Origin of the sequence: Sulfurovum xiamenensis (assembly GCF_030347995.1) — a bacterium.
Lineage (GTDB): Bacteria > Campylobacterota > Campylobacteria > Campylobacterales > Sulfurovaceae > Sulfurovum > Sulfurovum xiamenensis.
The window spans coordinates 311,340-325,429 of sequence record NZ_JAQIBC010000002.1 but is presented as its reverse complement, the minus strand read 5'-3'; the positions used below and the strand labels follow the sequence as shown (position 1 = coordinate 325,429).

Sequence of the window (14,090 nt, the reverse complement as noted above, 5' to 3'; positions counted from 1 at the left end):
TAGATACAATAGTAAATATTATATTTTATTATACACAATAATCCTTTCGTTTCAAAAGGTTGACAATATTGAAAAATAACTTTATAGTGTTTGCTTTTGTTATATTTTCTATAGTAATCGGTTGTACCATTTCTATTTCTCAGCCATTACGTATCTCTACAAATTTATGGATCGGCTATTCTCCATTTTTTTATATGCAACAAAAAGGGTGGCTGAAAGATCACAACATAGAAATCGTTAATGTGGTTTCACTCTCTGAAAATATGCAAATGTATGAATCAGGTTTTGTCAATGCATTTACCGGAACACAATATGAATTTGAACAAATGCAGAAAAAAACGCCAGATTTAGAGCCTATAATACTACTTGATCGTTCTATTGGCGGAGATGTTATCATGGGAAACCGTGATATAGAAACATTGCAAAAGGCTCAAAAAATAAATGTCTATTTAGAGATAGATAGTGTCAATAAAGTATTGCTTGATAATTTTACAGAGTTATATGGTATTAACCTATCAGTGTTACACTTGATCAATAAAGATTCAGATAATAGTTCCATGCTTGAAATGAAAGATGAACCTACACTTATCATTACCTATACACCTTATGACATTCTGTTGAAAAAAAATGGATATAAAGTAGTGGATACGACAAAAAATCTCTCTTTTTTTGTGATGGATGCACTCTATACCGATCTGAAAACAAGAGAAAAATATGCAGAAGAACTGGCCGTATTGAACAAATTGATCTCTAAAGCATTGAATCATTTAAAAGAAGACCCGGAAGAGTATTTTTCCACGGTTCAGATCTACTTTAATTATAAAGATAAAAATGCGTTTTTGCAGGCACTTACTTCTATACAGTGGATCTATGATGACCGTTCATTACCTCTTATGAAGCAGCTGGAATTACATCACATTCCAGCCCACAATATATTGGAACCGGTAGATGAGTTTTAAAAAATTAAATTTGACATTCATAGTATTGTTTGTTGGATTTTTTGTTATAACGATACTTTTACATTATACCCAGACCGTAAAACATATCCATACTATTATGATCGATAATTTACGAGAATCAGTGTCGGATATGAAGTTTGATATTAAAGCGATACTAAATAATCAAGATACGATTAACCTAAAAGCGTATCTTGATCGACAAAAAGCAGGATCACGTATGATCAAAGAGATTTATGTAGTTAAAGAGGACGGCACACTTTTACGTACATCAGATTATTTATATGAAAAGAATTATTTCAAAGAGGAAAATACTATCTCTTTACGTCAACTGAATACAGATAATATATCGAATATAGATCTGTTACGTTCAGATATTAAAGTGATCGATCATGATAATATAGTTCATTATAGTATGTATGTAAAGATGGACAAAAAATATATAACTAATAGTGTTCAACAGCGTATTGGAGTACAGATTATCTATCCATTACTCTTTTTTATCGGGGTAGTAATATTTTATTTACTCTATATTAAAAATCTTATCATGAAGCCGATCATGATCGTCGACGATTTTTTACGTGGAATTGTCCAGAGAATTCCAAAATTTTACATACGGGAGTTTAATCATCTCTCCCAAAATTTACAGAATAATCTAAAAGAGTTAAAAGAACTTGCCTATTTTGATACTTTAACAGGTGTATATAATCGAAAGGCAATTGAAGAGATCTTGAAAAAAAAGATCATTGAAGCAAAAAAAAATAAACATCCTTTTGCTGTAGTAATGATCGATCTTGACCACTTTAAAAAGGTCAATGACAATTATGGTCATGATATAGGTGATCTACTGTTAAAAGAGATAGCTAAAGTATTACAATCTGAGATACGCACACTAGATCATATTGGACGATTGGGTGGTGATGAGTTTCTAATCATTATTGATACAATCAATAATGTTGATATTTTTCTGAAACTTCAGAAACTAATTGCAAAATTTAAAGAACCATTCCATATAGAAGGAAATGATATTATTATCGGTATGAGCATTGGTGGTGTGATGTATCCTGAAGATGGTAATGATGTGATAACTTTGCTTAAAAATGTAGATATAGCAATGTATCAGGCGAAACACGAAGGACGTAATAGGGTCGTTTTCTTCTCAATAGAGCTTGGAAAGAAAATTCAATTAGAGATAGAACTTGAAAAAGAGATTAGATATGCTTTTGAACATAATGAATTTAGTTTAAAATATCAGCCTATTATTGACATTAGCAGTGGGAAAGTAGTAGCTGTGGAAGCATTGATACGCTGGGAACATCCAGTCAAAGGGACAATTTATCCAACTGAATTTATTCCTTTTGTTGAAAAAGGATGTTGCGTGAAAGAAATAGGGGTATGGGTATTTGATAGAGCATGTAAACAGCAAAAAGAATGGTCGAAGAATGGGATCGATGTTAATATGTCTATTAATCTTTCTGTCAAGCATATGCATGCAACCAATTTTTATGATGTGATGAATGCCATTATAAAAAAATATGATGTAGATATAAAAAAAATAAGTTTAGAGATCACAGAATATACATTAATGCAGTATAGAGAAACCACTATGGCAATGTTGAATAAAATGCAGCATGATGGTATGACTTTCCGTTTGGATGATTTTGGAACAGGGTATTCCTCATTAACGTATTTGAAAGATACACCCATTTCTTCGATAAAGATAGACAAAAGTTTTATTGATGGAATTACACCAGATAAAAAACCCGTTCATTTATTGAATGCGATCATAAATCTTTCACATGCCATAGATGTGACGACTATCGCAGAAGGAGTAGAAGAAGCATATCAGGTAGAGTATCTTAAAGAAATAGGATGTGATATGATACAAGGATATTATTATTCAAAAGCTTTGGATGGTAAAGCATTTGAATCCTATTATCAGTCTAGAGAGTCTGATAAAGAGAAAAGTATTGAATGATATATAGTCAAGGGGGGGGGATAAAACTTTAAAGCCCCAAAACTGTACCCATAGAAACACTTCCATGGACACCGCTTTCACTGTCTGCATATACTTCTGTAGTAGCGATACTGTCAGATGACGCGACGGCTCCTCCCACACCTACACCTATACGAGGTGAGCATGCAGTGAAACATAGAAGCAGTAAAAAAGCCAGAGTGATCATTTTTAGCATCTTATTTTTCTTTATGAAAAAGTAAAAAAGTACCCAGAGAAACAGCAGATACGATAATAATAGAAGCACCTGAGGTCAGATTATAGGTATAGGAGAACCATAAGCCCACAAGTGTAAAAAGTGTTGCAATGGCTCCTGAGAGGAACATCATAGAAAACAGAGAGCTTGAGAGCTTTTCTGCGATATATACGGGAATGGTAAGCATTGCTATGACCAGGATCAGTCCTACCACTTTAATGGCTATGACAACCGTAAGTGCTGAGAGTATCAATATGAGTGTGTAGAAAAATCTGACATTGACATCACGTAGACCTGCATATTCGCTGTCATAGGAGACGGCTAAAATATCTCTATACCAGAAGGTGATAACCATAAGTATAAGTACAAGTAAAGCACTCATAAAGTAGAGATCTTCAGAACTTACTGCCAGTATAGAACCAAAAAGATAACTCATAAGATCTACATTATATCCGGGGGTAAGGTCAACAAATATCACACCGATCGCCATACCCACTGCCCAGATAAGCCCGATAAAGGTATCCATACGATGACGTTTTTTGAGTGTCAGTCCTGCTATAAGCAGGGCAGCGCCTACGGCAAAGAGGGAAGCACCCAGAAAAATAGGCAATCCGAAATAGACAGCAAGACCGATACCTCCATAAGAGGTATGTGCAATGCCTCCTGCCAAAAAGACCATACGATTGACCACAATGAGCGATCCGATGATACCCGCAGCAAAACTAACCAGTAACCCTGCTAAAAGTGCATGCTGCATAAATTCAAACTGGAGCGCTTCTATCATTTTTTTGTTCTCCATTTTGGTGTAGGTTCCGGTTCACAACTGTCGCAGTTCTCACGGCCTAACATTTGCAGCAGCTCTACTTCACAGAAATGGTCCTCATAACCATGAGTATGGAAGGTCTTTGTTTTGTCTGAAATGTCGTGATAGGAGAGACTTTTATTAACATGGGCTGCTTTGTTCGCATATTCCAATATGACAGAGATATCGTGGCTGACTACCAGTATGGTAATACTTTCATTGAGTTTTTTGATCAACTCATAGATCTCTTTTTGTCCTGAGATATCTATGCTTGATGTTGGTTCATCCAGTATGAGTATTTGAGGATGTGCACAGAGAGCACGGGCTATCATCACTCTTTGACGCTGTCCGCCGGAGAGTGCTCCTATCTTGGTTTGGGCAAAGTTCTCCATACCTACTTGAGTCAAGGCACCCATAGCACAGAGTATTTCCTCTTTACCGTAACCAAAGAGAGGTTTTTTGCCTCCCACATGTCCCATCATGACCACTTCAATGACCTTGATAGGAAAGTCAGTGTTCACATTTGTGTTTTGTGGAACATAGCCAATTTGTGTAAGACTCTTTGATGGTGCTTTACCTAAGACAGAGATAGAACCTTTTTGGGGTTTAAGGAGACCTAAAATGAGTTTGAGTAGGGTAGATTTACCTCCGCCATTTGGGCCAATGATGGCTAAGAAATCTTTCTCTTCTACATTTAGGTTAATGTTTTCCAAGATCATCTGCTTGTCATAAGCAAATGAAACATTTTTGATATCAATGACTGACATCTTAGTGCTTACCTGCGATCGCTTTGGCGATATTTATGAGGTTTTCAGACCAGTTGGGTGCCAGGGGTGATACTTTCACTACAGGTATTTGTAACTCTTTGGCAATGATCTTGGCAACAGTATCTGAAAACTCCGGTTGGGTAAAAATGGCTTTGACTTTCTCTTCTTTTGCCTCTTCGAGTAGATGTATCAGTTCTTTGGGCTTGGGCTCTTTACCTTCCACTTCTACAGCTATTTGTTTTAGATTATAGGCTTTAGCAAAGTAGCCCCAGGAGGGGTGAAATACCATGAACTTCTCGCCCTCTTTTAAAGGTGAAAGTATGTCGGTGATCTCTTGATCAGTCTCATCAATAGAAGTTAAAAACCTATCAAGGTTTTTTTTGTAGTAGTCACTGTTCTCAGGATCTTCTTTCTTTAAAGCGTTATAAATGTTTTGTGCGATGATCTTGACATTGGCAGGGGCTGTCCAGATGTGAGGATCTTCACCTTCATGTTTATGTGCACTGTGATGATCATGTGTCTCTTCTTCATGTTCTGCTTCTATCTCTATTTTACTGATATTGTCTGCAAGACCAATGATCTGCATATTAGGGTTCAGGTTTTTAAATTTAGATAGCCAAACATCTTCGAATTCCACATCAATGGCAAAATAAAGATGTGCTTTTGCGATCTCTACCATCTGTGAAGGCTTTGGCTCATAGGTGTGTGGTGAATTACCAGGCTCTACCATAAGGGATACATTCACCTTATCGCCTCCTATCGCTTTGACAAATGTCTGTTCAGGTAAAATGCTTACCACAGCATTGATATTAGAAAATATATATGTAGTTGATAGTAAAAATATTAGCGTGATCTTTTTCATGCAGATATTATAGCGAAAGTGTAATGATATCTTAGTGTATTGCGTAGTGAAAAATTTATATAAATTTGTTATAATTGAAAATAATACAGTTTTATTATCGTAATGCGAAAGGTATAGTATGCTTACATTTGAAAGAAGAAACAAAAATGACCTGTCATTTCATGAAGATGAAATTAAATTAGCACAAAAAATGATGGATAGATTAAGAAGTACACTGGAATTTCTTTATTATCTTATGGATCGTAAAGAGGGGTTGTCCTTTACAATGATCCTATTTTCATCTGATGATCTGAAACTGGAGAACCTCCTTGATAAGTGGAAGCGTCAAACTGATATTTTGTATGAGATCGATAAAACCAATAATATCTATGTACTTCTTTGCCAGTCCACAGACATGGAGGGTGGAGAACAATTTGCAGAGATCCTCATGTCCAATGTACGTATGCACGGTGGAAAATCCAGCTACTGTGTCCAAACAGAGGTTAAAACAACATCCTACACGATCCAGGAAATTATTTTTACCATGGTGGAAAAATACATTGACATCAGAGAGGAGAAAGCATTCAATAAAGTATTCTTTACCAAACTTGGAGAGATCGAATACTTATAGTCTGGGTTGAGAGTATAGATTGCGGGCAAGAGAGATCATCTACCTTATCTAATACAATACGCCTAAGCCAATATCTTCAGAGAGCCTGATCTCACTTTCATTAAAAACAATGGATGTCTTTACGGGATGAGAAGCCAATAAACTCACAGCATCCAGATCAAGCATCGTAATGATATCTGCCTTGGCAGAAGCGACATGAACTCCGGCAGCTACAGAGATGGGACCTTCAAGCATACATCCGATCATACATTTGACACCGAATGTTTTAGAGAGATCTGCCAATGCCAAAGCTTGCGTGATACCTGCTGTCTTCGCCAATTTGATATTGACATAGTCTATCGCCTCTAGCTTTAGTAGTCTTTTTGCATCTTTAACAGAAAATATGGACTCATCTGCAAGTAGGGGGGTCTGGACTCTCTCTTTGATGTAACGAAGTCCCTCTATATCATCTGCTGCAACTGGCTGTTCTATGAACTCAGCGATAATGTCCTGTTTTTCCAAAGCATATAAGAGATCTACACTCTCTTCTGCTGTCCAGCCCTGGTTTGCATCAAGTCTTAGTGTGATATTCTTATCCAGTGCCTCATGTATAGCAATGACGCGTTCCACATCTTTTTTGGGATCATCTCCTATTTTTATCTTCAGTGTATCATAGCCCAGATTCACCGCATTAAGACTGTCTGACACCATTTTGTCAATGTCTCCCATGCTGATGGTAATATCCGTTTTGAAATTTCTTTTTGTACCACCAAGCATTTGATAAAGAGGCTGCTTGAGAGATTTGGCTTTCAAGTCGTAAAGTGCTATCTCAAGGGCAGATTTGGCCGTAGTGTTTTTCAGAATGGATGTGTGTATATTATTTAATATAACATCAAACTCTTCTATATCAAGACCTATGATAAATGGCTTGATATACTCGACAGCAGCGATCATAGAGCCCATGGTCTCGCCTGTAATGACAGGTGTGGGAGCACCTTCACCAACCCCCACGGTACCATCATCACATTCAATGATGACCACTATATCTTCAAGTGACTCTACACGGCGTAACGAGGTGATAAAGGGCTTCTTAAGCGGAGCTTTGAGTGTGCGTATATGTATATTTTTTATCTTCATTCTCTTCTATCCTGCAATTATCTTTAATATCTTGCCTACCATGAGTCCTCCAAATGTTCCTATGATATATCCCATCATTGCCATTAGCACACCTATGGGTATGAGTGCTTTAGAGTAGGCAGATGCTAAAATGGGAGCAGATGCCACACCGCCTATATTGGCTAAAGAAGCCACACCCAAAGAGAAAAGATCAAGTTTGAAGAGTTTGGCAAAGAGTATCATGATACTACCATGTATCACGATGATGACAAAACCTGCAATGATATAAAGAGGTGCTTCGGTGAGTTCGGAGAAATTGGCCCGTGAAGCGATGAGTGCCACGATAAGATAGAGCATCATATTTGCCATTTCTGAACCGCCTGACAGCTTCGCTAAAGGTGTGATAGCAAAAAGTATGCCTGACAATGTGGCTATGATGACCACCCACGTCGTTGCCGTAAGAAATGAAGTAGTCGGGAGGAATGATGCTCCAATCTGTGCACCTACAGATACGAACAGGGCACTACTCAATAAAATAAAAAGGGCAAAAAATGTCACGGGTTTTTTATGCGCATTATTATGGGCCAGTTTTTCTCCTACTTCATCTATCACGGAAGTATCGGCTTTACTCCATAGGTTAAACGTTTTGGCAAAGGGTACCAGTGCAAGCAGTATCATCACCCAAATGGCATAGTCAATGGAATCGATGAGCAGCGTGTATCCCATAGCAGAGTCAGGGAGATCCAAGGCACCTTGTATCGCGACCATATTTCCTGTGCCTCCCATCCACGAGCCTGAAAGTGCCGCAAATGCTTTCCATGCATCAGGTTCAAAGTAGGTATGGAACAGAGCAAAAGTACCTATGAATCCGATGGCGATACTTACAGAGGCTAAAAAGAAAGTGAATAACATCTTGTTACCCAGTTTAAAGATCTCTCTCATATCTGCAGATAGTAACATTAAAAAGATCATCGCCGGGAGCAGGTAGGACTTCAGAAACGTATAGGTTAGGGTGACTGACTCAGATTTATGCCATACTTCAAAGGTAGAAAAAAGCATGACGACAAAATAGAGTATGACGATAGAGGGGAGATAAGTAAAGAGCTTATGTCGGCTCTTCTTCTCAGTATATACGATGGCAGAGCCTATCATTACTAGTAAAGCAACATAAGTGAATCCATCTTCGATCATCTACAACCCTCAATATAAACTATCAATCATTTGATCTGTATTATAGCGAATGCCTTGGAGATAATAGCTATGGGTGGTGCTTTACTTGTGGAATGGGTATTAAAAAACGATTAACCTACCTTTTTTATACTTTTATGATCACTATATTCTATGTAAGGAGCACTACATGTTCAGTAAAAAAATTTCATTGTTTCTTCTGCCTTTTATGACCATGGTTTCGCTACAGGCAAATGATCCTTTTTTCGATGATCCATTTGGAGATGATATCTTTAAAGAGATGTATCAGATGCAAAAAGAGATGGATAAGGTTTTTGAACGTATGCAAGAACGTATGAATCAACGTACTAAACTCTGGAATTACCCTACCAAACAAACATTCATCCCCGGTAATCGTACGAGAACAGCCACTTTATTGGAAGACAAAGGTACCCATTATGAGTACCATACGCAAATACCCGAAAATCAAAACAATCAGATAGATATTTCCATTAATGACGGTATTTTACATTTAAAAGCAACGGTAGATACGGTCAAGAAGAGTAATGAGCCGAATATGAAAATGCAACAGCATTACGTGAGCATGATACAACGCAGTGAAACATTACCCCAAGATGCAGATCCCAGAAGTTTAAAAAGCGAATATAAAAATGGCTTGCTTGTTTTAACACTTCAGAAGAAAAAGAGTCTTGCACAGCCTGCAGGAAATGGAAAAGAGGTGAAAAAGCCTAATGAGAGATCAGAAACAGAAAAAATCAAAGAGAAAATTGAAAACAATGGAACAAAGATCAAAGTACCACATACAAGTTCACAGGTTTAATGGATCATAAGAGATCCAGGCCAGAGGCTTGTATCTCTCGATAATTCTGTTTGATACTTATAAAAGTTTGCTTTCAAAACTTCTCTTTATGTTATAATCAATCCATAAAAGGATTGAGATTTTCAAAACGTATTCAGAGAGGAGTCACCCATCGACGTTACACCTTTACAGTTTATCAGTACTTATTTTCTGGTTATACTTGCCGGTATTTTTGTTTTCTCTGCACTCAGTCATATTCTCTATCAAAAACGCTCTCCTACCAGTATGATCTCATGGATGTTGTCTATTTTCTTTTTACCTTACATTGTTGTACCGCTCTATTTTCTTATCGGTATACGAAAGCGTGAAGGGAAACATAAAAAAGAATATGTGAAGTTTGATCATGCCTGTGAACATCCCCTTCATGAATCAGATGATGCACATCATGCTTTTCAAAATCTTTTGCAGAAAAACGGGATGCCTCCTGCAACAACAGGAAATAGCTTTGAACTGATTACGAATAATACAGATGCGTATGATCGACTACTCAAAGAGATCGGTCAGGCAAAACAGAGTATCGATATCTGTACCTATATTTTTCAGTTTGATACAATGACCCAGACAGTGTTGGACGCATTGACAGAAAAGGCCAAAGAGGGAATAAAGGTACGATTGCTTATGGACCTGGTGGGCTCTCTAGGGGCTAGCTTCAATCAAAAAGGGTTTAAAGCATTAAAAAAAGCGGGCGGGGAGGTGGCATTTTTTACCCCAATCCTGAAAAGACCTTTTCAAAACTATATTAATCTTCGCAACCATCGCAAAATTTATCTCTTTGATCAGACAACACTGCTCAGCGGCGGTATGAACCTGAGTAATGAATATATGGGAGAAGCGGATGGCACTAAACGCTGGGAAGACCTGCTTTACTGTTTGAAGGGACCTTCTGTTTACCATTTTTATCATATTTTTCAAAATGACTGGATCTATGCGACCAAAGAAGAGAAGAACATAGAGCTTAAGATAGAAGAGTCATGCGAGGGAGAGAGTAGGGTACAAGTGGTTCCCTCAGGTCCGGATATTCCAACCGATGCACTTTATGAGGCACTTTTGAATGCTATCTATAATGCGAAAAAACGTATCTGGATCGTCACCCCTTATTTTGTACCAGATGAAAATATGATACAGGCATTAGTCATAGCCCATCATAAAGGGGTTGATATCAAGTTGATCACCCCTAAAAATTCTGATCATCTCCTGGCGGATATGGGAAGAAGTGCATATATGCGTGAACTCGATGAGATAGGTGCGGACGTGGTTTTGTATGAAGGTGAAATGCTGCATGCAAAGGCCATACTTTTTGATAATGTCGGTGGTATGGTAGGATCGGTCAATTTTGACAATCGCAGTCTTTTTTTGAATTATGAGGTGGTCACATTTGTCTACTCTCCACAATTTATAGAGAGTATTGAAAGTTGGATGAATGGATTGATAAACCATTCAAGTAGAGGAATGGAAAAGCCATCTAAACTGCGTGAAGCTTTTGAAAATGTGATGAAAGTGTTTGCACCACTACTGTAATATTTTTATTTTTTTCGTCCTGGTTGCTTCTTCTTTGTTTGAGCGCTCTTTTTTTGCGCACTTTTCTTCTGCATCTTTTGTTTATGAAAGTCAAATTTTCCTTTTCTCTCGATCAGTGACTTTTTCTTTGGCTGCTTTTGTCTTGGCTGTTTGTCTGTCAGTTCAAAACCTGGATAGATCTCTCTCTTGATATTCAGGCGTAAATTTCTTTCCATTTTAGAGAAAACATCATAATCTCTCGTGGTTAAAATAGAAATGACCGATCCCTTATGGTTCGCTCTACCGGTTCTTCCTACACGGTGTGTAAAGTCATCCGTCCCTTCAGGCATGTCATAATTAATGACCATAGAGAGTTCTTTGATATCTATACCCCTAGCCGCAATGTCTGTGGCTACCAAAACCTGTGTTTTCCCGCTTTTCAAAAGAGCCAGGGATTTTGCTCTGGCACCTCTTGTAAGATCACCGTGTATAATGGAGGTACGTATATTTTGACTTCTTAGGTATTCATAGATCTTATTGGCAGACTCTTTTGTACTGGCAAATAACAAGACTTGATCTAAGTGCATATCCTGGATGAGTTTTGCTGTTAGTTCTGCTTTTCTGGCTTTATCAACTTTATAGGCTCTGTGTGCAATGAAATCAACAACATCCCTTCGTTGGCTTACTTCTACTATAGCCGGGTCACGTAAAAACTCTTTCGCAAGTTTTTTAATATTCTGTGAAATAGTTGCAGAGAACATCATAGTCTGTTTGGGTTGCACACAATGCTTGAGTATGCCTTGTATTTCACTTAGAAACCCAAGTTCAAGCATCGTATCTGCTTCATCTAAGATCACAGTATTGATGTAATCGAGGTTGATCTTTTTATCTTCTATGAAGTTTTGTAATCTTCCTGGTGTAGCAACAATAATGTCAGCTCCCTGGGAGAGCCTTTCAAGTTGTGCACTCTTGTGTATCCCACCTTGAATCTTTACATTCTTAATATCCAGATATCTGCTAAAATCGTTGATTGTACGAGAGACCTGGTCTACAAGCTCGATCGTAGGAACAATGATCAGCGCTCTCACAACTTTTTGGTCATGTTTTACGATTTTCTGCAGTTTATTGAGCAGGGGCAATACATAGGCGGCTGTTTTTCCCGTACCGGACTTTGATGCACCAAGTATGTCTGCGCCTTTAAGTGCCGGGGGTATGACCTTGTTCTGTATGATCGTTGTTTGCTCATACTTTGCATGAGCTATGGCTTTTAAAATATCGGGATGTAAATTGAGTTTTTCAAATGATTTGATGATATTTCCTTTCAAATCTATAGAGTAGTGATATAAAAATTAAATAGTTTTGTTGCCATTATAGCAAAAATGAGAACCACATCATAACCATATGTGTTCTATATAGGATATCATTGGAATATCAGTCACCTTTAAAGTGGGCATGCAAAAGCCAACCTATTGCGATACCAATAGCAAGCAGGAAAAAAATAAGCAAGGCACGCGACATTTGGAGAGACCAGAATAAAAATGTAATTTCTACTACAGCAATATTTTGAACAATAAACAAAACAACCAGCACTATCAGTGCAATGATAGAAATGATTTTAATATTCATGAAATCTCCTCTTGGGTTGATAAACTATTTTTTATAGGTTTTCTTGACCCGGAAAATATATACAGTATACCACAATTTAAAAAAGTGTGTAGAAAAGTAGAGAGTGTCACGGTGTTAAGAACGAGTCAAACTTTAGCATTGTAGTTTAGATATCAGATGAATGATATTACATATTTAACGTAAAAGTGCATAAAAATCCCTCGGAGCGTCTATTTCAAATGTTATAGGATTTTGCTTTAGAGGATGGATAATAGTCAGTTTTTGTGCATGAAGTCCCATTCTTTCACCTTTGGTTCCATAACGTTCATCACCGATGATACTGTGTCCAAGCCAGGCCATATGTGCCCGTATCTGGTGCTGTCTTCCTGTCTCTATCCTGACCTCCAGTAAAGAGCGATCAGAGGTACTTTGTTTCACTTCATAGTGGGTAATGGCAGGTTTTGCATCGGGATGTTTACCTACATGCATACGGTAGACTTTTTCATCTGCTCTTAAGGGCTGGTCTATGGTCCCTTTTTTCTCTTTTGGACAACCTTCAACGATAGCCAGATAGATTTTTTCAGAGTTACTCCATTTGTCCATCACAGCTTCTCTCATCTCTTTGGATGTTGCAAAGAGAAGTATGCCCGAGGTATCACGATCCAATCGATGTACAGGCCAGAGCTTCACTTCTTTTTTCCCACGGGAGAGTTGATTTCTCAATATGGCAAGGGCATGCTGCTTGTTTTCTGTCGTGTTCCCCACAGATAAAAGCCCGGCAGGCTTATTAATAGCAATGATATCTTTATCTTGATAGATGATCTCAACCTTTTGTAGTGTCTGTACCGGTGTCGAAGCTTTTTTAACGACCCCCACTTCTACCACATCATTGAGATGTAAAGAAAAATCATGTTTGGTAATAATCTCACCATTGACTGCAATATTGGAACCTTGTAAGCGCTGTTTGATAGTTTTTTTGGACCAACCTTTAAGGTGGTTAAAAAGAAAATCCAAGAGTTTGGATCTCTCTTTGACTATGAATTTTTCTGCCATTGTGAGTGCCTTTCTATTTTTTTCTTATCTAGTCTTTCTGTAAGGCACAATTAAATGCTTTTTCAGTCATAGTAGATCATGATATTACAGTAATTTTTCCATTTGATAATCATCCATGACAAAACCTTCACCGATATCTTTGACTACACTACCGGAAATAACAAAACCAACTTTTTCATACATAGCAATGCTTTCTCTATTATACTTATTGACTGTGAGTGAAATTTTGTTAAGATCTTTTTTTTGAGCTAAAGCTTCCAGATAGGCTATCATTTTTCGTCCATACCCTTTACCACGTTCAGCCTCTGTTACATAGAATTTACTTAGGAACAGTGTATCGTGGAGAGGTTCCACACTCATGTATCCCAGAGGTACATTGTCATCCAGAATTAAAAAGTATAAAAAGCCATTTTTTATCTGTTCCGTCATTGCTTCAACGGATTGAAACTTCTTTAACATATACGCCACCTGATACTCTCCTATGATCGGTGTGTAATGTTCATACCATATCTGATAAGCAAGATTTTCAATACTCATGAGCTGCTCTTTTTTTGATACTTTGTTTATCTTCATACGTCTCTCATCA

15 protein-coding genes are annotated in these 14,090 nt (G+C 37.6%); 5 read left to right on the top strand and 10 right to left on the bottom strand.

Annotated features, from left to right (window positions below):
* Positions 1 to 68: 68 nt before the first annotated feature.
* Complete coding sequence (locus PF327_RS04735; RefSeq protein WP_008242603.1) at positions 69 to 959, top strand: type 2 periplasmic-binding domain-containing protein; 891 nt, start codon at positions 69 to 71, stop codon at positions 957 to 959.
* Positions 949 to 2,934: a putative bifunctional diguanylate cyclase/phosphodiesterase gene (locus PF327_RS04730; protein ID WP_289401528.1), complete on the top strand. Its 1,986-nt coding sequence runs from the start codon at positions 949 to 951 to the stop codon at positions 2,932 to 2,934. Before PF327_RS04735 ends, PF327_RS04730 begins: the two co-directional genes overlap by 11 nt.
* 28 nt (positions 2,935 to 2,962) lie before the next feature.
* Here the strand turns inward: PF327_RS04730 and PF327_RS04725 are convergent, their stop codons facing one another.
* The 4 genes from PF327_RS04725 to PF327_RS04710 are packed head-to-tail and all read right to left on the bottom strand — an operon-like array spanning position 2,963 to position 5,597.
* On the bottom strand, positions 2,963 to 3,148 hold the full coding sequence (locus PF327_RS04725; protein WP_289401527.1) for a hypothetical protein: 186 nt from the start codon (positions 3,146 to 3,148) through the stop codon (positions 2,963 to 2,965).
* 1 nt (position 3,149) lies between these two features.
* Positions 3,150 to 3,950 carry a metal ABC transporter permease gene (locus PF327_RS04720; protein WP_289401526.1) on the bottom strand — a complete coding sequence of 267 codons (801 nt, stop codon included), beginning with the start codon at positions 3,948 to 3,950 and terminating at the stop codon, positions 3,150 to 3,152.
* On the bottom strand, positions 3,947 to 4,735 hold the full coding sequence (locus tag PF327_RS04715) for a metal ABC transporter ATP-binding protein (RefSeq protein ID WP_289401525.1): 789 nt from the start codon (positions 4,733 to 4,735) through the stop codon (positions 3,947 to 3,949). Before PF327_RS04715 ends, PF327_RS04720 begins: the two co-directional genes overlap by 4 nt.
* Before the next feature lies 1 nt (position 4,736).
* A complete protein-coding gene (locus tag PF327_RS04710; RefSeq protein WP_289401524.1) occupies positions 4,737 to 5,597 on the bottom strand; it encodes a metal ABC transporter solute-binding protein, Zn/Mn family in 861 nt (286 codons plus the stop codon).
* A gap of 118 nt (positions 5,598 to 5,715) precedes the next feature.
* Between PF327_RS04710 and PF327_RS04705 the strand changes: the two genes are divergently transcribed.
* Positions 5,716 to 6,207 carry a hypothetical protein gene (locus tag PF327_RS04705; RefSeq protein ID WP_289401523.1) on the top strand — a complete coding sequence of 164 codons (492 nt, stop codon included), beginning with the start codon at positions 5,716 to 5,718 and terminating at the stop codon, positions 6,205 to 6,207.
* A 48-nt stretch (positions 6,208 to 6,255) separates the two neighbouring features.
* Here PF327_RS04705 and PF327_RS04700 read toward each other — a convergent pair whose 3' ends face one another.
* Both PF327_RS04700 and PF327_RS04695 read right to left on the bottom strand, forming a co-directional pair.
* Entirely contained in the window at positions 6,256 to 7,323 is a 1,068-nt protein-coding gene (locus PF327_RS04700) for a dipeptide epimerase (RefSeq protein WP_289401522.1), read from the bottom strand.
* 6 nt (positions 7,324 to 7,329) lie between these two features.
* A complete protein-coding gene (locus PF327_RS04695; RefSeq protein WP_289401521.1) occupies positions 7,330 to 8,493 on the bottom strand; it encodes a DUF819 family protein in 1,164 nt (387 codons plus the stop codon).
* 166 nt (positions 8,494 to 8,659) lie between these two features.
* On the opposite strand from PF327_RS04695, the gene PF327_RS04690 reads away from it, so the two are divergent.
* Both PF327_RS04690 and cls read left to right on the top strand, forming a co-directional pair.
* Complete coding sequence (locus PF327_RS04690; protein WP_289401520.1) at positions 8,660 to 9,310, top strand: Hsp20/alpha crystallin family protein; 651 nt, start codon at positions 8,660 to 8,662, stop codon at positions 9,308 to 9,310.
* A gap of 150 nt (positions 9,311 to 9,460) precedes the next feature.
* The gene (gene cls, locus PF327_RS04685; RefSeq protein ID WP_353049148.1) at positions 9,461 to 10,867 is read left to right on the top strand and encodes a cardiolipin synthase; all 1,407 of its coding nucleotides are present in this window, start codon (positions 9,461 to 9,463) and stop codon (positions 10,865 to 10,867) included.
* A 5-nt stretch (positions 10,868 to 10,872) separates the two neighbouring features.
* Here cls and PF327_RS04680 read toward each other — a convergent pair whose 3' ends face one another.
* From PF327_RS04680 to PF327_RS04665, 4 genes are all read right to left on the bottom strand, one after another.
* The gene (locus tag PF327_RS04680) at positions 10,873 to 12,171 is read right to left on the bottom strand and encodes a DEAD/DEAH box helicase (protein ID WP_289401519.1); all 1,299 of its coding nucleotides are present in this window, start codon (positions 12,169 to 12,171) and stop codon (positions 10,873 to 10,875) included.
* Between the two features lie 106 nt (positions 12,172 to 12,277).
* Positions 12,278 to 12,472 carry a lipopolysaccharide assembly protein LapA domain-containing protein gene (locus PF327_RS04675; RefSeq protein ID WP_008242627.1) on the bottom strand — a complete coding sequence of 65 codons (195 nt, stop codon included), beginning with the start codon at positions 12,470 to 12,472 and terminating at the stop codon, positions 12,278 to 12,280.
* 174 nt (positions 12,473 to 12,646) lie between these two features.
* Positions 12,647 to 13,504 (bottom strand): RluA family pseudouridine synthase, encoded by an 858-nt coding sequence (locus PF327_RS04670; RefSeq protein WP_289401518.1) that lies wholly within the window; start codon positions 13,502 to 13,504, stop codon positions 12,647 to 12,649.
* A gap of 84 nt (positions 13,505 to 13,588) precedes the next feature.
* The gene (locus PF327_RS04665; protein WP_008242630.1) at positions 13,589 to 14,077 is read right to left on the bottom strand and encodes a GNAT family N-acetyltransferase; all 489 of its coding nucleotides are present in this window, start codon (positions 14,075 to 14,077) and stop codon (positions 13,589 to 13,591) included.
* Positions 14,078 to 14,090: the final 13 nt, after the last annotated feature.

Excerpts from the sequence above, each read along its gene's own strand:
- PF327_RS04730 (WP_289401528.1), top strand. The coding sequence starts at position 949 with ATGAGTTTTAAAAAATTAAATTTGACATTCATAGTATTGTTTGTTGGA.
- PF327_RS04725 (WP_289401527.1), bottom strand. The coding sequence starts at position 3,148 with ATGCTAAAAATGATCACTCTGGCTTTTTTACTGCTTCTATGTTTCACT.
- PF327_RS04720 (WP_289401526.1), bottom strand. The coding sequence starts at position 3,950 with ATGATAGAAGCGCTCCAGTTTGAATTTATGCAGCATGCACTTTTAGCA.
- PF327_RS04715 (WP_289401525.1), bottom strand. The coding sequence starts at position 4,735 with ATGTCAGTCATTGATATCAAAAATGTTTCATTTGCTTATGACAAGCAG.
- PF327_RS04710 (WP_289401524.1), bottom strand. The coding sequence starts at position 5,597 with ATGAAAAAGATCACGCTAATATTTTTACTATCAACTACATATATATTT.
- PF327_RS04705 (WP_289401523.1), top strand. The coding sequence starts at position 5,716 with ATGCTTACATTTGAAAGAAGAAACAAAAATGACCTGTCATTTCATGAA.
- PF327_RS04700 (WP_289401522.1), bottom strand. The coding sequence starts at position 7,323 with ATGAAGATAAAAAATATACATATACGCACACTCAAAGCTCCGCTTAAG.
- PF327_RS04695 (WP_289401521.1), bottom strand. The coding sequence starts at position 8,493 with ATGATCGAAGATGGATTCACTTATGTTGCTTTACTAGTAATGATAGGC.
- PF327_RS04690 (WP_289401520.1), top strand. The coding sequence starts at position 8,660 with ATGTTCAGTAAAAAAATTTCATTGTTTCTTCTGCCTTTTATGACCATG.
- PF327_RS04675 (WP_008242627.1), bottom strand. The coding sequence starts at position 12,472 with ATGAATATTAAAATCATTTCTATCATTGCACTGATAGTGCTGGTTGTT.
- PF327_RS04670 (WP_289401518.1), bottom strand. The coding sequence starts at position 13,504 with ATGGCAGAAAAATTCATAGTCAAAGAGAGATCCAAACTCTTGGATTTT.
- PF327_RS04665 (WP_008242630.1), bottom strand. The coding sequence starts at position 14,077 with ATGAAGATAAACAAAGTATCAAAAAAAGAGCAGCTCATGAGTATTGAA.